This is a genomic window from Nocardiopsis sp. JB363 (genome assembly GCF_900143625.1).
Classification (GTDB): domain Bacteria; phylum Actinomycetota; class Actinomycetes; order Streptosporangiales; family Streptosporangiaceae; genus Nocardiopsis.
The window spans coordinates 1-14,296 of sequence record NZ_FRFF01000200.1 but is presented as its reverse complement, the minus strand read 5'-3'; the positions used below and the strand labels follow the sequence as shown (position 1 = coordinate 14,296).

The following is a 14,296-nucleotide window of genomic DNA, read 5'->3' as shown; positions in this document are numbered from 1 at the left end:
AGAGTGGGTCGACGTAGGCACGGACAGTCGCGGGGGGAGTGCGCATGGCGACGATCGGCCAGACCCTGTCCGCCGCACGGATCGCGGCGGGTTGCTCCTTGGAGAACCTGAGCACAAGTACACGCATCCGGATGCAGGTCCTCAGGGGCATCGAGAACGAGGACTTCGTCCCCTGTGGAGGGGACTTCTACGCGCGTGGTCACATCCGCAGGATCTGCAAGTTCCTCGGACTCGACCCGCGGTCACTGCTGGAGGAGTACGACCGCGAACACGCCTCTGACGACAAGCCCCTCTTCGTTCCCCCACAGTGGCATCCGGCCACGGAGTCGAAGGCGGCACGAGTCGCGGCGGCCCGAGGCGAACAGGAGGCGTCCCAAGACGTCCCCCGTCGCGTCGGCGACGAGGACCTCGACCCCAATCAGCGGGCCGAGAACTGGGGCTATTTCGAACGCAACAAGAAACTGGCGCGCGTGACCCGGCCGACGGACCGGCCCGGCGGACACGCCGAGGTGCCACCACCTCGGAGCTCGGAGGGGGACGAGACCGAGGAGGCGACGGACGGGGCGACCGACGGGGCGACGGCCCCGGCGCCGCGGAGCAGGAACACGGCCGCTGAGGCACGCCCCGCGGGCGGAGTGCGTCGACACTGGCCCTGGGCCGTGGTCGGACTCATCCTCATCACCGCGCTCATCGTCGGGGTACGGGCCTGGAACGGCTGGGAAGAGGGTGACCCGTCCCGGACCGCCTTCGAGTCCCCGCGCGACGACTCGGGTGGGGAGGAGACCGTGGATTCGGGGAGCGTGCCCGATGAGAAGGAGATCGCCGCGAAGGCGAAGGCCCAGGCACAGGTGCCCGAGGAGGCCGCCGAACCCGTCGATTTCACCGTCCGACTCACGGGCTCCGGGCGAAGCTGGGTCGAGGTCACCGACGATGAGGGCACGGACCTGTTCACCGGCTTCATCGTGGAGGGGGAGACCCTCGACTACGTCACCGAAGGTCCCTTGACCTTCCGCCTCGGCGAGCCCGGGTCGGTCGGTGTCGCCGTCGATGGAGAGGACCTGGGAACCGAGGGGAAGTCCCGGGGAGTCGAGGACTTCAGCGTCGGTGCCGACGGGTACGTCGACTGACGAGGTGGAAGTATGCGAAGGCCGGGGTACGTGCGGGTGAGTCGATCACGGTAGGGTGGGATGTTGCGGGCGACGCCGATCGACGTCGCGTCGCGCGAGTGATCAGCCCGTACCCCGGCCTTCGCCGTGCCGCGTCCCCGCACCACTCACAGCTCTCCCACACGCTTGGAAGCCATGTCATCGCGCCGTACTGTCTCACTCGTCACCCTGGGGTGTGCGCGTAACGAGGTCGACTCCGAAGAGCTCGCCGGGCGGTTCGCCGCCGGTGGCTGGGACCTCGTCGACGACGACACCCAGGCGGACGTGACCGTCGTCAACACCTGTGGTTTCATCGACGCCGCCAAGCAGGACTCCATCGAGACCCTGTTGGAAGCGGCCGAGAACGGTGGCAAGGTCGTCGCGGCCGGGTGCATGGCCGAACGGTACGGTTCCGAACTGGCCGACTCCCTGCCCGAAGCCCACGTGATCGGCTTCGACGACTACGCGAACATCACCGACCGTCTCGACGACGTCGTCTCCGGGCGTCCGCTGATCCCGCACGACCCGCGTGACCGCCGCACCCTGTTGCCGATCAGCCCGGCCGACCGTGACGCCTCCCAGGTCCACGTGCCCGGTCACGCCGCCTTCGCCGAGGCGGAGGGGGCCGAGGGCACCGATCTGCCCTACCGCGCCACCGTGCCACGTCGCCGCCTCACCGGCGGCCCCGTGGCCAACCTCAAGATCGCGTCGGGCTGCGACAGACGATGCACCTTCTGCGCCATCCCCGCCTTCCGCGGCGCCTACATCTCGCGTCAGGCCGACGAGATCGTCCGCGAGGCCGAGTGGCTGGCGAGCGAGGGCGTGCGCGAGGTCTTCCTGGTGAGCGAGAACTCCACCTCCTACGGCAAGGACCTGGGCGATGTACGCGCCCTGGAGAAGCTGTTGCCGCGACTGGCCGCCGTCGAGGGCCTGGAGCGGGTGCGGGTCAGCTACCTGCAGCCCGCCGAGGTCCGCCCCGGACTGGTGGAGGTGCTCACCACGACCCCCGGTGTGGTGCCCTACTTCGACCTGTCCTTCCAGCACGCCAGCGGCCCCCTGCTGCGCCGCATGCGCCGCTTCGGTGACCGCGAGCGTTTCCTGGAACTGCTGGCCACCGCCCGTAAGACCGCACCGGAGGCCGGCGCGCGTTCCAACTTCATCGTCGGTTTCCCCGGCGAGACGGAGGAGGAGTTCGAGGAGCTGGTCGCCTTCCTCAGCGAGGCGCGTCTGGACGCCATCGGCGTCTTCGGCTACTCCGACGAGGACGGTACCGAGGCCTTGGGCCACGCGAACAAGGTGCCCGAGGACCTCGTCCAGGAGCGGGTCGACCGGCTCAACCGGCTGGCCGAGGAACTCATGTCCCAGCGGGCCGAGGAGCGGATCGGCAGCGAGGTGACCGTGCTGGTGGAGACCGTCCTGGACGATGGCGTCTTCGAGGGCCGGTCCGGCCACCAGGCGCCCGAGGTGGACGGCAGCACCATCCTGTACGGCGAGGGCCTCGCCGTGGGGGACCTGGTGCGCGCCACCGTCATCCAGGCGTCCGGGGCCGACCTCGTCGCCGAACAGGACGGGGAAGCCGGAGAAAGATGAGCACCCACGACCCCGCGGCGTCGCCGGCCCCCCAGGCTCCCCTGTGGAACATCGCGAACATCCTCACGATGAGTCGCCTGGTCATGGTGCCGCTCTTCGTCTGGCTCATGTTCTTCGACGGCACGTGGTGGCGGCTGGCGGCGTTCGCTGTCTTCGTCGTCGCCGCCATCACCGACCGCGTCGACGGTGAGCTGGCCCGTCGCCGCAATCTGGTCACCGACTTCGGCAAGATCGCCGATCCGATCGCCGACAAGGCGCTCACCGGAGCGGCGCTCGTCGTGCTGTCCATCCAGGGCGACCTGTGGTGGTGGGTGACCATCGCGATCCTGGTGCGCGAGTGGGGAATCACACTGCTGCGCTTCGCGGTGCTGCGTTTCGGTGTGATGCCCGCGAGCAGCGGAGGCAAGCTCAAGACCGTCCTGCAGATCGTCGCGATCAGCATCTACCTGTTCCCGCTGAACCTGTTGCCGTTCACCGAGGTGTTCACCTGGATCGCGCACGCCGTCATGGCGGTGGCCCTGGCGATCACCCTGTGGACCGGTCTGACCTACATCGTCGACGCGGTACGCCTGGTACGCGCCAAGGGAGCCCGGACGTGAACGAGGCCGGGGCCATCGGGACGGCGGCCCTGGAGGCCGCCACAGACGTCCACCGGGCCCTGTACGAGGCCGGGGCCACCTGTGCCACCGCGGAGTCCCTCACGGGCGGTCTCATCGGCGCTCACCTGACCGCTGTCCCGGGGACCTCGGCCACCTATCGGGGTGGCCTGGTGACCTACGCCACCGATGCCAAGGTCTCCCTCCTGGGGGTGCCCACCGAGCTGCTCATCGAGCACGGTGCCGTCCACCCCGACGTGGCCTTCCACATGGCTGTGGGCGCCCGCCGGGCGTTGCGCGCGGATTTCGCGGTCGCCGTCACCGGGGTCGCCGGCCCCGACTCCCAGGACGGGGAACCCGTCGGCACCGTCTTCGCGGCGGTGGCGGGACCCGATTCGCACACACGGGTCGAACGGTTCCGTTTCACCGGGGATCGTGCGGGTATCCGGTACCACACGGTCGAGGGCGCGTTGAGGCTCCTGAGGACCGCCGTTCGCGGGAGCGAGGCGGGCAGCACCCGGTATTGACCCTTTCGGCCGGTGCCCTCTGCCCGGGCGCGGGAACAAAAACACCCCCGTAAGAGGTTCCCCCTCCAGCGAACAGGACGGCGAGAGGTGCCCGAATCGGGCGTGAGGCGGGTACGGTGTTGTATATGAAGGTCGCTACCGGTGGGAGGGAGCGCGAATGATGGTCCTGCTTCGTCACCTACTGGGTGACGTGCTCAGGCGGCTACGGCAGCGCCAGGGCCGCACCCTCCGTGAAGTGTCGGCCGACGCACGTGTTTCCCTCGGTTATCTGTCCGAGGTCGAGCGCGGGCAGAAGGAAGCCTCTTCCGAGTTGCTGTCGTCGATCTGTGGGGCCCTCGGGGTCCCGCTCTCACAGGTGCTGAGAGAGGTCTCCGACCAGTTGGCGCTGGCCGAACTCCAGGAAGCCGCCCTTTTGGAGGACGCTGTCTCCGGCGACCCCGACCCGGCCCGGGACCTCGGTATCACGCGTGTACCCGATCGCGTCCCCCAGGTCGCCGACATGGCGGGTGTCTGACCCCCACCGCACGAGCACAGACGCAGAAAACCGGTCCTTCCCCGAGGGGAGGACCGGTTTTTCGTGTGTTCGGGGTTCAGCGGTGGCTGTGGTTGACCCAGGACTCGGGATCCTCGGCCAGGACCCGCACCTGATCGGGAAGTTCGTTGGTGACCAGGTGTTGGAGGTTGACTCCCTCCAGGATGGCGCGCTCACTGGCGCGCAGGGCGATCCACACCTGTTGCAGGCTGCGGGCGGCCCCGTCGTAATCCACGTGTTCGGGGCGTTCCCCGCGCACGTTGGCGAGTGGTCCGTCGACCGCTCGAATGATGTCGGCGAGGGAGATCTCCCCCGCGGGTCGGGCGAGCCAGTAGCCGCCAACGGGACCCCGTTGACTGCGAACCAGGCCGGCTCTGCGTAGCTGGGTGAGGATGTTCTCTAGGAATTTTCCGGGGATGGCCTGCGCGCGTGCGAGCTGCTCGGCCGTCACCGGACCGTCGCCGGCGACAGCGAGCTCTGCGGCCGCGCGAAGCGCGTAGTCGACCCGGGCTGAAAGGCGCATGCTGTGATTATGCCGTGTTTAGAAGGGCGAATGGGGCACCGGGCTCCGACGGGTGTCGCCGGAGCCCGGGATGCTACGGGTCAAGGGTACTTCTCCTACCGGGTTAGGGGGGACATGGGTGATGATTCGGAGACGGACTCCGTGCCCCGGTCAGCCGGTCACTTCCAGGGCCCCGGCGGCGCCGAGGAGTTCGGCGGCGCTCAGCCCGTTGACGTGGGCGGCCCCGTACGTGCTCACGTAGGCCCCGCAGTCCGGCCGCCAGATGGGCAGGCCCATCTCCACCACCACGGCCTTCGGATGGGCCGCCAGCAGGCCGCTGACGAACGCACGCGCACTGGGGTAGCGGTGCGCGTCCCGCACGACCACGACCAGGTCGCGATCGCCCACCGCGGAGAGCACCGCCGAGGGGTCGTCGCCGTCGGGGGAGACCCGTACGGTGTCGCGGAACCACGGGCCCAGGCCCCAGGGGACGTCGCCCACCGCCATGCCGGGAGGGGCGTCCACCTCGACCACGAACGGGTCCGCCAACGGCGGCAGCTCACCGTCCACCCGCACGGCCCGGCGGGCACCCGTCAGCCCGATGGCGGAGGACGCGTCGTCGTGGGCGCGTTCGACGGCCGATCGGCCCACCCACTCGCGCAGGCGCGCGTTGCGTTCGGCCGCCTCCTCCAGACGCTCACCACGGAGCCGACCCTCGTGGACCGCCCGCACCAGGGCGGCCCGGACCTCGGCGACCTGGTCGGCGTACACGAACCGGCCCAGGCACAACAGGTCGCAACCGGCCGCGACGGCCAGCACACTGGCCTCGGGGATGCCGATGTGTCCGCTCACCCCGCGCATGTCCATGGCGTCGCTCACCACGACCCCGGTGAAACCCATCTCGTCGCGCAGGAGTTCGTTGAGCAGCGCGTGGTTGAGGGTGGCGGGCCCCTGCGAGCCCAGGCCGGGCAGTTCGATGTGGGCGGTCAGGATCGACCGCACGCCCGCGTCGACGGCGGCCCGGAAGGGAGCCAGCTCACGGCGGCGCAGCAGGTCCGCGTCGGCCTCCACCAAGGGCAGGGTGTGGTGGGAGTCCTGCGAGGTGGCGCCGTGGCCGGGGAAGTGCTTGGCGCAGGCGGCCACGCCCGCCTCCTGTAGCCCGCGGACCGAGGCGGCCGCGTGCCGGGCCACCAGTTCGGCGTCCGATCCGAAGGAACGGGTTCCGATCACCGGGTTGTCATCGGCGACGTTGACGTCCACCGATGGCGCCAGGTCCAGGTTGAACCCCAGGTCGGCCAGTTCCAGCCCCAGGGCCCGGAAGGTCTCGCGGGTCAGGTCGGGGTCGTCGACCGCGCCCAGCGCGGCGTTGCCCGGGTAGTCGCTGCCGTGCGCCTGTCCGATGCGGGTGACGTCGCCACCCTCCTCGTCCAGGGAGATCAGCGGCGGAAGGTCGGTGACCTCGCGCAGGCTCGCGTTGAGCGCGGTCACCTGCTCGGCGCTCCGTAGGTTGTTGTGGAACAGGCAGACGCCCGAGATCCCATCCGCCAGACCGTCCAGGATCCAGCGGGGGGCCCGGTAGGACTCGAAGGGCACCAGCAACGTGGCGTTGGCCAGACGCTCCAGGGTCGGGTCGTGTGGCATGACGGACTCCGTTCGTGAACATGGGTGCCCGGTCGAGGGCAGACGTGTGGCGTGGAAAGGGGGGTGTGGGTGTGAACGTGCGGGTCAGCCCTTGACCGCGCCCATGGTCAGGCCGGAGACCATGCGGCGTTGGACGAAGAGGAAGAAGATCATCACGGGGACGGTCAGCAGGGTCGAGGCGGCCATGATCGATCCCCATTCGATGGACACGGCGCCGAAGTAGTACTGCAGGGAGATCGGCAGGGTGTAGGCGCCGGTGTTGTTCTGCAGGAACGTGAAGGCGACGAGGAACTCGTTCCACGCGGTGATGAACGCGAAGATGCTCGCCGCGGCCAGACCGGGCGCCACCAGCGGCATGAGGATCCGCCAGAAGATCGTCCAGCCGCTCGCGCCGTCGATGGCGGCGGCCTCCTCCAGCTCCCGGGGTACCGCGGACACGAAGTTGCGGATCATGAGGATGGTGATCGGCAGCGCGACCGCCACGTAGATCACGAACACGCCGGACAGGTTGCCGATCAGTTCGAGGTCCAGGGTGTTGCCGAGGTGGAAGAAGTTGATGAACAGGGAGATGATCAGCGCCTCGACCGGGACCATCTGGATCACCAGCAGCATGATGATGAAGGCCGAGCGCAGCTTGAACCGGAAGCGGGCCACGGCGATGGCGGCGAGGAACGCCAGCATCGCGGCGACGGCCACCGATCCGACGGCCACGACCAGGCTGTTGCCGAGGAAGGACCAGAACGACGTGCCGGGGATGAGGACGCCCGACAGGACCCGCTCGAAGTGTTCCAGGGTGATCTCACGGGGGAACAAGGTGGGCTGACGGGTGAAGATCTCACCGGTGGGTCGCAGCGCGGTGGCCAGGACCCAGTAGACGGGGAAGACCGCGAAGACGAAGACCGCGAGGGCGGCGAGGTACAGGCCCAGCCTTCCGATGGACCTGCGCAGCCGGTGGACGTTGTTCATCGGGCCTCCTCCTGGCGGATCATGGTGCGCAGGTAGTACGCGCTGATCACGAGGACCAGGACCGTCATGATCACGGCGATCGCCGACCCCATGCCGTAGTTGGGCGGGGTCGAGGCGAAGCCCAGCTGGAAGATGTAGGTCGGGATCAGGGAGATGTCACGGTTGCTGACGCCGTTGCCGAGGATGAACAGCTGGGTGAAGATCCGGAAGTCCCAGATCACCTGCAACACCAGCAGCAGCGCGAAGAGCGGACGCAGCATCGGGAAGGTGACGCTCCAGAAGCTCTTCCAGGCGCCGGCGCCGTCGATGCGCACGGCCTCGTAGAGCTCGTGCGGAATGCTCTTGAGCCCGGCCAGAACGCTGATCGCCACGAACGGGAACGACTGCCACACCACGGTGACGATGAGGATGGGGAAGAGCGTGCTCGGCGAGTTGAACCAGTTGAACTCGTTCCACCCCGATCCCACCAACCAGTCCGGTAGCGCGGTCAGGAGGGTGTTGATCAGCCCGTACCTGGTGTCGAACAACCAGCGGTAGACGATGGCGGCGCTGATGACGGGCGTGGCCCACGCCAGCATCAGGCCGAGTCCCAGGGTGGTCGACGCCCACTTGGGCAGCTTGTGCATCAAGATGCCGACGAGCGTTCCGAGGGTCATCGTCAGGACCACCATGGTCAGGCAGACGATGATCGTGTTGCGGAACACCGACCAGAAGCGGTCGTCGGTGAGCACGTAGAGGTAGTGGCCGAAGTTGTTCCACTGCGCGTCCTGGCCCCGCAACTGCTGTAGACCGTAGTCGTGCAGCGAGATCCACAGCATCTGGCCGATGGGCCAGAGCAGGACCACGGTGAGCACGATCAAAGCGGGCAGGATCAGGAGGTAGGGAACGAGCCTGGTGCGGGTGCGGCGGGACGCGTTCCGTCGCCGTCCGGGCGAGGGCGCCTCGGGTTCCGTGGGGCGTTCCAACGTTTGAGTCATGGGCCGTTCCTGGCGGGTCGAGGGGGCGGTCGCCTGGTGGGCGACCGCCCCTGACGAGGATGTCGGGGCGGGTTCCGCGCCCTACTCGGAGACCTCACGGTTGAGGGCTTCGGTGAGCTCCTCGTTGAGCTCGGGAAGGACGTCGTCGGCGGACTCGCCCTCGGCCAGGCGCTGGACGGCGGTCTGGATGGTGGTCAGCTCCCACTGGACGTGGCCCCAGTTGGCGGTGTCCGGGAACAGACGCAGGTCTCCGGTGGCCTGGGTGGCGGCGCCGGACAGGATCGGGTCCTCCTGGAAGGTGTCGCCCTCCAGAACGTCGGTGTAGGTGGGGAACATCGACGACACCTCGGTGTAGGCCAGCGCGTTGTCCTTGCTGTTCAACGTGGTGATGTAGTCGAAGGCGGCGTCGGGGTACTCGGAGGTGCCCCACACGGCCAGGTCGGAGCCGCCGCCGAAGGCGGGCGCCATGCCGTCCACGCCCGGGATGGGAGCGGTGGCCCAGTGGCCGGCGTGCTCGTCGTTGAGGTCCTCCAACTGGGCCTGGGCCCAGGGACCGTCGATGAACATGCCGACCTCGCGGTTGACGAAGTCGGCGTGGGCGCAGTCGACCTCGTTGAGGCCGACGCAGGCGCTCGGGGAGATGCCGTCCACGGTCAGGTCGGCGTAGAACTCCAGGGCCTCACCGGTCTCGGCGGAGTCGAGCTGCCCGACCCATTCGCCGCCCTCCTCGACGGCGAATTCGCCGTCGTTGGCCCAGACGAAGCTGGCGATGCCGTTCAGGAAGTCGGTGGGAGCGGCGAAACCGGGAACGTCGTACTCGTCCTCGATGTCCTCGGCGACCTCGACCAGTTCGTCCCAGGTGGTGGGCGGTTCGTGGCCCAGCTCCTCCAGCTGGTCGGTGTTGTACCAGAGGGCGCGCACGCCGCTGTACCAGGGGACGCTGTACTGCGCGTCGCCGAAGGTGCCGTTGGCGTAGGCTCCTTCGAGGAGATCGGCGCTGTCGTCCCAGCCCTCGACGTACTCGGACACGTCGTAGAAGGCTTCGGCCTCGGCCCAGGTGGCGACCTGGTCGTTGCCGATCTCGACGACGTCGGGCCCGCCGGAGACCAGGGCGGTCTGGAAGCGCTGGCTGAACTCGCCCCAGGGGACCCACTGGACGTCCACATCGGTGTCCGGGTAGAGCTCCTGGTACTGCTCGGTGACCGAGTCCATGAAGGCGTTCTGGTCCTCGTTGGCGTCGCCCATGCGCCATACGGTCAGGGTGTCGGGGGCGTCACCGGAGGCGTTGCCTCCGTCGTCGGATCCGCCACCGCAGGCGGCTGCCAACATGACCACGGTCGAGACCAGTGCGATCTTGGGGAACTTCATGTGGGCCTATCTCCCTTCGCACGTCGCGCCGGGGCGCGGCGCCTGTGCCCGAAGCAACCTGGGATCATGAACGGATCCGTGTGCCTCGACGTCTGATGGGGGTGTGCTGGGACGGCGGTGTCTTGGTCGCCCCTCCGGCGCGGGTACCGGGGTCCGAAACCACTGCGGACCTGCCGGGACGTGGCCTCCTGTGAGGTTGTGAGCTAAATTAACAGGAAACTTTCCTAATAAAAACAGGGTGAGGTGTCACGGTTATGTCTCAACGTCCGGGGACTCCCCGGCTGCTGCGCCAACTCAACGATCGCGCGGCACTCGAACTTCTACTCTCCGGCGGCCCGTTGACCAGGACGCAACTCGGCACGAGGACCGGCTTGTCCAAGGTGACCGCGTCCCAACTCCTCGCTCGGTTGGAGGAACGGGATCTCGTCCGCGTCGTCGGCAGTCGGGCCGGGGGACGCGGCCCCAACGCCGCTCTCTACGCGGTCGTCCCGGAGAGCGCCTACGTCGCCGCCCTCGACGTCAGCGCCAATCGCGTCACCGCCACCATCGCCGACATCACCGGTCGGATCATCAGTGACGTCAGCGTCGACCCCAGCGCCTCCGACGACCCCGTGGCCCTGGTCCACACCGCCGTGATGCGCCTGGTGGAGACCGCCGAGGTCCCCCTCGAAAAGGTCCGCGCCTGCGTCATCGGCACCCCCGGTGTCGTTGATCCGCGCACCGGCGACATCCGTTTCTCCTTCGACCTCATGTCCTGGCACGAAGGGGTGCTGGAGGCACTGCGCGCCGACCTCGAACGCTCGGTCATGTTGGAGAACGACGTGAACCTGGCGGCACTGGCGGAACACGCCGACGGGGCCGCCACGGACGTCGACGAGTTCGTGCTCATCTGGCTCAGCGCCGCCGGCGGCGTGGGCATGTCCACCATGATCGGCGGACGGGTTCACCGGGGCCGTTCCGGCGGCGCGGGCGAGATCGGCTACCTGCCGGTGCCCGGAGCCCCCTTGTCCACCGACGTCGGCCTCTCCGGTGGCTACGAGTCCCTGAAGTCCGACGGTGACCAGGAACTACCGCACGGCTTTCAGGCGTTGGTGCACGCCAAACAGGTACTGCGCCTGGCCGGCGAACACGGATTCACCGGAGACGACGTCACCGAGGTGGTCGCCCGTGCCGCGGGCTCCAGCACCCCCGAAGGCGACGCCTTCCTCGACGTCTTCGCCGAACGGCTCTCCCGGGGCATCGCCGCCGTCAGCGTGATGATCGACCCCGGTCTGGTCGTCCTGGGCGGCGACGTGGCCCGCGCCGGAGGCCCCAAGCTCGCCGAACGGGTCGCTGCCGCCACCGCCCGGATCGCCCCCAACGCCACCGAGGTGGCCCTGGGAACGGTGGAGGGCAGCCCGGTCGTGCGCGGAGCCCTCCTGCACGGACTGGAACGTGCTCGCGACGAGGTGTTCTCCGCCACCGTCTGACCCCCGACCGCGTCCCGGCGATCCTGCTCACCGGGGCGCGGGGGAGTCAGTCCTCCTCGTTCTCCGCGGTCCTCTGGGACGGGGCGAGGGAATCGAGCACCGTCTCGAACTCGTCCCGCTGTTCCTCGCGCAGGTCCTGAGGGAAGTTGAAGCTCAATCGGTAGGACATCGCGGTGTGCTCGTCGGTGATCTCACGCGTGAACATCCACCGTTCCGGGATCTCGCGCTCCCCGTGGATGTACACGGCCTCGTAGACCGCGCTCAGCACACCAGGGCCCTCCAGCCGCGGCTCCAGCATCAGTTGTTCCGCGTCGCTGAAGTCCTCGTCCTCGTTGAGCAGCTCGTCCATCCGCTCCATGGCGCCCTCGGCGTCGTAGACCATGAGGTCGTACCTGGTCACGAGCAGCTGCAGGCCTCCGGTCTCCACGCCGGTCTCGAACTCGTAGGAGGCCAACCGGTCGACGCCGTTCCCCGGCTGGTCCTCCTCGTTGTCCACCATCTCCCAGTCCTCGGGGGCGATCAGCGTGACCACCCCGTCGTCGTACCGGGTGAACCCCTCGGGCGCGTCCTCCACGACCGGTTCGGAGGGCTCCGGTGACGGTTCCGTGACGGCCTCGGTGGAGGGGGTTCCAGGGCCGGTGGCGACCTCCTGACCGTTGGACGAGGAGAACACGAACCACACCGTGAACGCGCCCAACACCAGCACGGCAAGGACGGTGGCCCCGCCGACGAACAGCAGGGAGCGTGACCGGCCGGGCGAGGGCGCCACCGGTGCGGCGGGCGCGTCCAACAGGGACAACGCTCGCTCCGGCACCAGCCGCCGCCGCGGATCCCGCTCCAACAATCCGGCGATCACCGAGGCCGACCGGCCCCGGGCCGGCACCGGGGGGATCGGCTGGGTCAGCACCGCGGTGAGCGTCGAGGTGATGGTGTCGCGCTTGAACGGTGACTCTCCGGCCAGGGCCGCGAACAGGGTGGCGCCCAGACTCCACAGATCCGACACCGCGCCGTGGTCGTCGTGCTCCAGTCGCTCGGGCGCCGCGTAGGCGGCGGTGCCCAGGATCGCGCCGGTCCCCGTCAGCGCCGTCCCTCCGTGGTCGGGCAGGTTGGCGATACCGAAGTCGGTCAGCACCGGCCGGGTGCCGCCCGAGGTCAGCATGATGTTGGCGGGTTTGACGTCACGGTGGACCACCCCCGCCCGGTGCGCCGCCCACAACGCTTCCAGCAACGGACGCGCGATCCGCTCCACCTCCGCCTCCGACAGGGGCCCGGCGCGGTGCAGGCGTTCGCGCAGCGACTCGCCGTCCAACAGCTCCATGACGATGAACGGGATCCCGTCCACCTCCAGGACGTCGTGCACGGTCACCACCGATGGGTGGGACACGCGCGCCGCCGCCTGCGCCTCACGGATCATCCGAGCCCGGGCACGCTCGCGTTCGCGCGGAGGCATGTCATGGGGGAGGAGGACCTCCTTGATCGCCACCTCGCGGTTCAGGCGGGTGTCGTGGGCACGCCAGACCGTCCCCATGGCGCCGCTGCCGAGCTCGCCTCGGAGCTCGTAACGGCCGACGGAGGTACGGGCGGAGGACCGGGAGAGGGGCTCCGGGGGATCAATGGGGACCATGAGCACATCATCTCAAACCGGGGTGCCGGTTCACACTCCTCTGGACATCGCCACTCGGGGACGGACCATGATGCCCGCCTCCTCCTCGGTCTCCCACTGACGAACCAGACCCGGTCCCCACGCCTCACGGGGCAGTGCGACGAAGCCCCGTCGCTCGTACCAGGGCCCGTTCCAGGGCAGGTCACGGAAGGTGGTGAGGGTGACCCGGTCGTGGCCGCGAACGGCGGCCTCGGCGCACACCCGTTCCAACAGGGCACCGCCCACCCCGCGTCGCCCGTGCGCCGGGTCCACGGCCAACTGCTCCACATGGGTGGCGCCGTCCAACACGATGGTCGCCGCCAGCCCCACCACGGACCCGTCGACCTCGGCCACCAGCACGTGTTCGACGTGGTCCAGCATCTCCCGCGGATCGTCCGGCGGTAGTTCCAGCCCCGCCCGCTCGAACAGCGTGTCCGCGGCCAGCGACGCCGCCACCACCGCGTCCGTGTCATGTCGCCGCATCTCGCGGATCACCGGTTCCCTCATGCTCCTCAGCGTCGCAGACGCAGCCCCTTGGGGGTGACGTGGAAACCCGCCGACACCAGAGCCGAGTCCAGCGACGAACCGAACACCTCCACACCGTCGGCGCGCTCCACCAGGACGGAGTCGATCCGGCCCTCGCGCACCGACGCGGCCACCGCACGGGCCGCCCGCTCCAACAACGCCGGAGACGACCCGAAGGTCAGCGCCGACCGCCCCGGAGACAGGTACAACGTCGGCAGACCCCCGTCCAGGACGACCAGGGCCCCCGCCGTGCGACCCGGTCGGTGCGCACCCTCGACCCCCGCGGGCCACGCCGACTCGACACCGTACGGATTGGCCGGATCCGTGGCCGCCAACACCACCGGGTCCGAGGGACCGCCCGGCTTCTCTCCGGTCAGGGCCCGCAACCGGTCCACCGCGCCCGGCAGCGCGAACTGCGCGCCACCGAGCCCCTCCACGAAGTAGCCGCGACGCACCCGCCCGGTCTCCTCCATCGATCGCAGCACCCGGTACTCGTCCGCCGACAACCCGCGCCCTTGGTGCCCGCGCACCAACACCCCGCCGCGTTCCAGCCGCGCCTCCACCCGCGCCAGGGTCCGCCGGGTCGGATCCGGGTCCGGTTCCGGCAACGACCACCACCGGCCCGACGCCGTCGGCGGCCCCGCGCGGGTCGGCAATACCGGACGACGCAGCGACCGCGACCGCGACCGACGCGGCGCCGCCCCGGAACCCGACACGGCCCGCAACGGAGCCAAGGAGTCGTTGGTGACGCACCCCGCCCACACCAACTCCCACAACGCCGCCACCAGATCGGCGTCGGAGAACACCGCCCCGCCC

At 69.2% G+C, this 14,296-nt stretch carries 13 protein-coding genes and 1 pseudogene; 6 read left to right on the top strand and 8 right to left on the bottom strand.

Annotation, left to right across the window (positions count from 1 at the left end; all coding sequences use genetic code 11):
- Positions 1-44: 44 nt before the first annotated feature.
- From BQ8420_RS30045 to BQ8420_RS30025, 5 genes are all read left to right on the top strand, one after another.
- Complete coding sequence (locus BQ8420_RS30045) at positions 45-1,127, top strand: helix-turn-helix domain-containing protein (protein ID WP_200816154.1); 1,083 nt, start codon at positions 45-47, stop codon at positions 1,125-1,127.
- Between the two features lie 174 nt (positions 1,128-1,301).
- On the top strand, positions 1,302-2,735 hold the full coding sequence (rimO, locus tag BQ8420_RS30040; protein ID WP_087103712.1) for a 30S ribosomal protein S12 methylthiotransferase RimO: 1,434 nt from the start codon (positions 1,302-1,304) through the stop codon (positions 2,733-2,735).
- On the top strand, positions 2,732-3,334 hold the full coding sequence (gene pgsA / locus BQ8420_RS30035; RefSeq protein ID WP_087103711.1) for a CDP-diacylglycerol--glycerol-3-phosphate 3-phosphatidyltransferase: 603 nt from the start codon (positions 2,732-2,734) through the stop codon (positions 3,332-3,334). Before rimO ends, pgsA begins: the two co-directional genes overlap by 4 nt.
- Complete coding sequence (locus tag BQ8420_RS30030) at positions 3,331-3,858, top strand: CinA family protein (protein WP_143847662.1); 528 nt, start codon at positions 3,331-3,333, stop codon at positions 3,856-3,858. Before pgsA ends, BQ8420_RS30030 begins: the two co-directional genes overlap by 4 nt.
- A gap of 157 nt (positions 3,859-4,015) precedes the next feature.
- Positions 4,016-4,372: a helix-turn-helix domain-containing protein gene (locus BQ8420_RS30025; protein ID WP_087103709.1), complete on the top strand. Its 357-nt coding sequence runs from the start codon at positions 4,016-4,018 to the stop codon at positions 4,370-4,372.
- Between the two features lie 76 nt (positions 4,373-4,448).
- Here BQ8420_RS30025 and BQ8420_RS30020 read toward each other — a convergent pair whose 3' ends face one another.
- The 5 genes from BQ8420_RS30020 to BQ8420_RS30000 all read right to left on the bottom strand — a co-directional run bounded on the left by BQ8420_RS30020 (position 4,449) and on the right by BQ8420_RS30000 (position 9,844).
- Entirely contained in the window at positions 4,449-4,913 is a 465-nt protein-coding gene (locus tag BQ8420_RS30020) for an Rrf2 family transcriptional regulator (protein WP_087103707.1), read from the bottom strand.
- A 150-nt stretch (positions 4,914-5,063) separates the two neighbouring features.
- Positions 5,064-6,533, bottom strand: coding sequence for a glycoside hydrolase family 3 protein (locus BQ8420_RS30015; RefSeq protein WP_087103705.1), 1,470 nt, complete (start codon positions 6,531-6,533; stop codon positions 5,064-5,066).
- Positions 6,534-6,617: 84 nt separating this feature from the next.
- Positions 6,618-7,499, bottom strand: a complete 882-nt coding sequence (locus BQ8420_RS30010) for a carbohydrate ABC transporter permease (protein WP_087103703.1) — start codon at positions 7,497-7,499, stop codon at positions 6,618-6,620.
- Positions 7,496-8,476 (bottom strand): carbohydrate ABC transporter permease, encoded by a 981-nt coding sequence (locus tag BQ8420_RS30005; protein WP_087103701.1) that lies wholly within the window; start codon positions 8,474-8,476, stop codon positions 7,496-7,498. The genes BQ8420_RS30010 and BQ8420_RS30005 overlap by 4 nt, the downstream gene beginning before the upstream one ends.
- An 81-nt stretch (positions 8,477-8,557) precedes the next feature.
- The gene (locus BQ8420_RS30000; protein ID WP_087103699.1) at positions 8,558-9,844 is read right to left on the bottom strand and encodes an extracellular solute-binding protein; all 1,287 of its coding nucleotides are present in this window, start codon (positions 9,842-9,844) and stop codon (positions 8,558-8,560) included.
- 254 nt (positions 9,845-10,098) lie between these two features.
- On the opposite strand from BQ8420_RS30000, the gene BQ8420_RS29995 reads away from it, so the two are divergent.
- A complete protein-coding gene (locus BQ8420_RS29995) occupies positions 10,099-11,313 on the top strand; it encodes an ROK family transcriptional regulator (RefSeq protein WP_087103697.1) in 1,215 nt (404 codons plus the stop codon).
- A gap of 46 nt (positions 11,314-11,359) precedes the next feature.
- Here the strand turns inward: BQ8420_RS29995 and BQ8420_RS32515 are convergent, their stop codons facing one another.
- The 3 genes and pseudogenes from BQ8420_RS32515 to BQ8420_RS29980 form a co-directional block, all read right to left on the bottom strand.
- Positions 11,360-12,937 (bottom strand): serine/threonine-protein kinase, encoded by a 1,578-nt coding sequence (locus BQ8420_RS32515; RefSeq protein WP_087103830.1) that lies wholly within the window; start codon positions 12,935-12,937, stop codon positions 11,360-11,362.
- Between the two features lie 30 nt (positions 12,938-12,967).
- Positions 12,968-13,462, bottom strand: a complete 495-nt coding sequence (locus BQ8420_RS29985; RefSeq protein ID WP_235006569.1) for a GNAT family N-acetyltransferase — start codon at positions 13,460-13,462, stop codon at positions 12,968-12,970.
- Positions 13,463-13,467: 5 nt separating this feature from the next.
- Positions 13,468-14,296, bottom strand: a pseudogene (locus BQ8420_RS29980) (DEAD/DEAH box helicase); the annotation flags it as partial.